This is a genomic window from Actinomadura kijaniata NBRC 14229, from assembly GCF_001552175.1.
Taxonomy (GTDB): Bacteria; Actinomycetota; Actinomycetes; order Streptosporangiales; family Streptosporangiaceae; genus Spirillospora; species Spirillospora kijaniata.
Genome location: NZ_BCQR01000306.1, coordinates 1 through 4,456, shown reverse-complemented (window position 1 = coordinate 4,456; position 4,456 = coordinate 1). Strand labels below are relative to the sequence as shown.

General features: G+C 72.0%; 5 protein-coding genes. 3 read left to right on the top strand and 2 right to left on the bottom strand.

The window, feature by feature from the left end; genetic code table 11:
* The first annotated feature begins 61 nt into the window (after positions 1–61).
* Positions 62–976, top strand: a complete 915-nt coding sequence (locus tag AKI01S_RS48130) for an IS982 family transposase (protein ID WP_067833742.1) — start codon at positions 62–64, stop codon at positions 974–976.
* A gap of 42 nt (positions 977–1,018) precedes the next feature.
* Here AKI01S_RS48130 and AKI01S_RS48125 read toward each other — a convergent pair whose 3' ends face one another.
* Positions 1,019–1,675 (bottom strand): NUDIX hydrolase, encoded by a 657-nt coding sequence (locus tag AKI01S_RS48125; RefSeq protein WP_067833739.1) that lies wholly within the window; start codon positions 1,673–1,675, stop codon positions 1,019–1,021.
* A 104-nt stretch (positions 1,676–1,779) separates the two neighbouring features.
* On the opposite strand from AKI01S_RS48125, the gene AKI01S_RS48120 reads away from it, so the two are divergent.
* Together AKI01S_RS48120 and gltX are read left to right on the top strand one after the other, a co-directional pair.
* Positions 1,780–2,358, top strand: a complete 579-nt coding sequence (locus AKI01S_RS48120; protein ID WP_067833736.1) for a TIGR03086 family metal-binding protein — start codon at positions 1,780–1,782, stop codon at positions 2,356–2,358.
* A 72-nt stretch (positions 2,359–2,430) separates the two neighbouring features.
* Positions 2,431–3,825, top strand: a complete 1,395-nt coding sequence (gltX, locus tag AKI01S_RS48115; protein WP_084000977.1) for a glutamate--tRNA ligase — start codon at positions 2,431–2,433, stop codon at positions 3,823–3,825.
* Between the two features lie 17 nt (positions 3,826–3,842).
* Here gltX and AKI01S_RS48110 read toward each other — a convergent pair.
* The coding region (locus tag AKI01S_RS48110; protein WP_174567489.1) for a sulfite exporter TauE/SafE family protein at positions 3,843–4,456 on the bottom strand (614 nt) is incomplete at its 5' end.

The window sequence follows — 4,456 nt, the reverse complement described above, 5'->3', positions numbered from 1 at the left end:
CTAGACGATTGATTCCAGGAGATCACCTGCGAAAACGAGGCGAGGGTGTCCATGATCGGTTGTGACGCCTGATCTGAACACCCTCGCCACGGCACTCTACGTCAAGATCGACGATGAGCTGAAGGCTCGCCCCGAGCTGGTTCCCCAACGCTCGGCCGGTACGATTGCACCCAAGCTCAGCGACGCCGAGCTGGTCACCTTGGCGGTGCTGTCGGCCCTGCTGGGCTACACCAGCGAACGACGCTGGCTGCGCCGGGCCCACCGCGATTTCGGGGGCATGTTCCCCTACCTGCCCGGCCAGTCCGGCTTCAACAAACGCCTGCGCAGGGCCACCGGCCTGATCGCCTGCATGATCCGCCTGCTGGGGGCTGACACCACCTTGTGGAGCGATGATGTGTGGGTGGTCGACTCCACCCCGATCGAGTGCGGCCGCTCGCGCCAGACGGTCATGCGCTCAGCGCTGGCGGGCTGGGCCGAGTATGGCTACTGCGCCAGCCATTCGCGATGGTTTTGGGGGCTGCGGCTGCACCTGGTGTGCACGCTGGGTGGGTTGCCGATCATGTTCGCGTTGAGTGGGGCCAAGGCCGATGAGCGCGAGACGTTGCTGGGGATGGTGGAGGCCGATGCCGCTCTGGTGGCTACCCGGCCCGGGCAGACGCTCCTTGCCGACAGGCACTACTACGGACGGGTCTTTGAGGCTGAGCTGGCCAAGCGGGAAGTGGAGTTGCTGCGCCCGGCGCGCAAGCAGGAAAACCCCCGGCCCGGCGCGGCGTTGTTCAAGCCGCTGCGGCAGGTGATCGAGTCGATCAACCAGACGTTCAAGGGTCAGTTGGACCTGGAACGCCACGGTGGCCGAACCGTGGCCGGGGTGCTGGTGCGGGTGGTCAGCCGGGTGTTGGCGCTGACCGCGGTCATCTGGCACAACGACCACACCGACCAGCCGGTCAAGCGATCCTTGATCGCCTACGATCACTGACCGCCACAACGCCTCCTGGAATCAACCATCTAGGCGGGCGCGTCAGGTCCGGGTCCAGTCCGGCTGCACGAAGTCGGAGACCCGGACCCGCCGCCCCAGCAGCACCACCTCGCGGAACTGCCACAGCATCGCCCCGGTCGGCGGGTGGACCAGACGTCCCTCGCCCAGCCGCATCTGGAGCAGCCTTCCGCCGTCCGGCTGCGGCACCCAGTGCGGCGTGTCGTCGGCCGCGACGCGCCGCAACGGCACCGGGTGCACCGAGTGGACCTCGTCCGGGCTGGGCCGCAGCGGTCCCGGATCGGCCGGGGCCACCACCACCGGCGTGATCGCGAACCCGGAGGCCGCCGGGAAGTCGTCCAGCCGCCCCAGCACCTCATTGGGCGCGGCGCGCAGCCCCAGCTCCTCGTGCAGCTCGCGCAGCGCCGCCTGCTCCGGTGTCTCCCCCGGATCGACCCGGCCGCCGGGAAAGCCCCACTGGCCCGCGTTCCGGCCCCGGTATGCCCGCTTGATCAGCAGGACGCACGGCACGCCGCCGTGCTCCACCACGCACACCACCACCCCCGCGCGCCGCATGCCGGGGGAGTCGGGGATCGTGGTGTGGGAGAACGCTTCCAGCCGTTCGGCGGCCGTGGCGCGGAACGCCGCCACGCCGTCGAGGAGGAAGCCGCCGGTGGGGAGGCCGTCGAGGGGATCTGCCATGCGCCCGATCCTCCCAGGCGCGTGACGCGTTTCTTCAATACGCCCGCTCCCGCCGGTGGCTACCGTCCCCATGATCGAACGTATGTGCGAGAAAAGAGGCGTTGATGGAACTGCGCGACCTGATGGAGACCGCCGCGGAGGCCGCCGCGAAGATCGTTCACGGGGTTCCGGAGGACCGGCTGACCGCGCCGACCCCCAACCCCGGGTGGGACGTGCGGACCATGGTCAACCACCTGTTCTTCTGGACGCGGTGCGCCGAGTTCGCCGCCCGCAAGCAGGCCCCCGACGACCTGCCCGAGGAGCACGACTTCACCGCCGAGCCCGGCTGGGCCGACCGGTTCGCCGAGCAGGCCCGGCACACCGCCCGCGCCTGGCGGGACCCGGCGGCGTGGGAGGGGAACACCAGCCTCACCGGCGCCGAGCCCGGGATGCCCGCCTCCGTCATCGGCGCGATGATCTTCAGTGAGTTCCCGTTGCACGGCTGGGACCTGGCCGTCTCCACCGGGCAGCCCGTCGAGCTGCCCGCGGAGGTCGTCCGCGCCGCCCACCGGGAGACCTCCGCGATCGCCGAGATGGCCCGCCAGTACGGGGCGTTCGGCCCCGAGGTCCCGGTGGCCGAGGACGCGCCGTTGCTGGACCGGCTGCTCGGCGTGGCGGGCCGCGACCCCCACTGGACCCCCTGACCCGGCGGGGAACGGCGTGGCGCGCGGATATCCGGGCGCGACCTGGGGTCCGCGCGCTCTACGCTAAGAGGCATGTCTTCCACGTCTTCGATCCGAGTACGTTTCGCGCCCTCCCCGACCGGCATGTTCCACGTCGGCGGGGCCCGTTCCGCCCTGTTCAACTGGGTGATGGCCAAGCAGTCGGGCGGGACGCTGGTGCTGCGGATCGAGGACACCGACGCCTCCCGCAACAGCCCCGAGTGGACCGAGGGCATCATCCGCGCGCTGGCCTGGCTCGGCATGGACGGCGGCGAGTACGAGGGCCCCTACTTCCAGTCCGCCAACGCCGACAAGCACGCCGAGGCGGCCCGGACCCTGCGCGAGCAGGGCCGCGCCTACTACTGCGACTGCACCCGCGAGCGGATCGTCGAGCGCACCGGCGACTCCCACAAGGGCTACGACGGCTTCTGCCGCGACCGCGGCCTGGAGGCGGGCCCGGGCCGCGCGCTGCGGTTCCGCACCCCCGACGAGGGCGAGACCGTCGTGGTGGACCTGCTGCGCGGCAAGCCGACCTTCGAGAACGCCGTGCTGGAGGACTTCGTCATCGCCCGCGCCGACGGCTCGGTGACGTTCCTGCTGGCCAACGCCGTGGACGACATGAGCCAGGGCATCACCCACGTGGTGCGCGGCGAGGAGCACCTGTCCAACGCGCCCAAGCAGCAGCTGCTGTGGGAGGCCCTCGGCGGCACCCCGCCGGTGTGGGCGCACGTCCCGGTGATCGTCAACGAGAAGCGGCAGAAGCTGTCCAAGCGCCGCGACAAGGTCGCCCTGGAGGACTACCGCGCCGAGGGCTACCTGGCCGAGGCCATGCGCAACTACCTGATGCTGCTGGGCTGGGCCCCCTCGGGCGACCGCGAGATCGTCCCCTGGGAGGTGGTCGTCGAGGAGTTCCGGATCGAGGACGTCAACACCTCCCCGGCGTTCTTCGACGTCAAGAAGCTCAGGGCGATCAACGGCGACTACATCCGGATGCTGCCGGTGGAGAAATTCGTCGCCGAGTGCCTGCCGTTCCTGGAGGACGCGCCGTTCGAGGTCGACATGGGGGTCTTCAACCAGCTCGCGCCGCTGGCCCAGACCCGCGTGGCGCTGCTGTCGGAGATCGTCCCGATGGTCGACTTCGCGTTCCTGGACAAGCCGGTCTCCGACGAGCAGTCCTGGACCAAGGCGATGAAGGAGCCCGCCGCCGAGATCCTCGCCGCCGCCGAGGAGGCCTACCGGGACGCCCCGTGGACGGCCGAGGAGCTCAAGAACCGCCTGGAGCAGGTCGGCGCGGCCCACGGCCTCAAGCTCGGCAAGACCCAGGCCCCGGTCCGGGTGGCGACCACCGGCCGCACCGTCGGCCTGCCGCTGTTCGAGTCGCTGGAGATCCTGGGCCGGGACCGCACCCTGGCCCGCATCGCCGCCGCCCGCGCCCGGCTCAGCGCCTGACCCTCACCAGCCGACCCTCACCGGAAGGTGATCGTCCCGGGGTAGTGGCCGGAGGCGCACACGAAGCGCATCCGGCCCGGCCCCGGGGCGCCCAGGTCGATCCGGGTCTCCCCGGACACCGGCAGCACCACGTCCAGGCCGCGGCCGGGGATGGTGAACGCCCGGGTGTGCCCGCGCGTCCCGGAGGTCCGCACCACCAGCACGGTGCGGACCCCGGCCCGCGCCGTGACCAGCGCCGGCCGGTAGCCCCGGTCCAGCGCCCACACCGTCACCTCCTGGACCCCGGCGGCGTCGGTCCGCACGGCGCCGGTCCGCACGGCCCGGTCCGTTCCGGCGGCGCCCGCGGACGGCGCCCATCCCGCCAGCCGCAGCCCCGACGTCGCCGTCCACGCCGCCACGGCCAGCAGCGCCACCCCCGCCAGCGCCGTCAGGCGGCCCCGCAGCAGCGCCAGCGCCCGCCCGAGCGTCACCCCCAGCAGCCCGAACAGCGGGACCGTGCCCAGCACGAACCCCGCCATCACCGCCGCCCCGCCCACCGGCGACCGGGACGCGACCGCCAGCACCTCCGCCGACAGCGTCAGCCCGCACGGCACCAGCACGGTCGCCGCGCCCAGGACGGCGGGCCGCCGCA